At 68.3% G+C, this 653-nt stretch carries 1 protein-coding gene; it reads left to right on the forward strand.

Annotation, left to right across the window (positions count from 1 at the left end; translation table 11 throughout):
• Window positions 1-653, forward strand: a 653-nt coding sequence (locus tag AB8Z36_RS41330; RefSeq protein WP_369218474.1) for an acyltransferase domain-containing protein, incomplete at both ends; no start/stop codon positions are given.

The raw sequence follows: 653 nt of genomic DNA on the forward strand, positions 1-653 counted from the left end.
GTCCAGACCGACGCCGTCCGCGGCGGTTTCACCGCGTTCCTGTTCTCGGGCCAGGGTTCGCAGCGGCTCGGTATGGGGCGTGAGTTGTATGCGCGTTTCCCGGTGTTCGCGGAGTCCTTCGACGCGGTGTGCGTGGCGCTCGATGGGCTTTTGGAGCGTCCGCTGCGTGAGGTGGTGTGGGGTGAGGACGCCGAGCTGCTGAATCAGACGGTGTACGCGCAGGCGGGGTTGTTCGCCGTAGAGGTGGCGCTGTTCCGTCTGGTGCAGTCATGGGGTGTGCGGCCGGAGTTCGTGGCCGGTCATTCGATCGGTGAGGTGGCGGCGGCGCATGTGGCCGGTGTCTTCTCACTCACCGATGCGTGTGTTCTGGTCGCCGCGCGTGGTCGTTTGATGCAGGCGCTGCCAGCGGGCGGTGCGATGGTGGCGCTGGAGGCCACCGAGGCGGAGGTTCTTGAGCACTTGGGTCCGGTCGAGGGTGAGGTGTCGATCGCCGCGATCAATGGCCCGTCCTCGGTGGTGGTTTCGGGTGCCGAGGGTCCTGTGGAGGCGGTGGCGGAGACCTTCCGCGCCCAGGGGCGTCGTATGTCCCGGCTCCGGGTCTCGCCCGCGTCCCACTCGCCGCTGATGGCGCCGATGCTGGCGGAGTTCCGCGA

The sequence above is a fragment of the Streptomyces flavofungini genome (assembly GCF_041028215.1).
GTDB lineage: Bacteria > Actinomycetota > Actinomycetes > Streptomycetales > Streptomycetaceae > Streptomyces > Streptomyces flavofungini_B.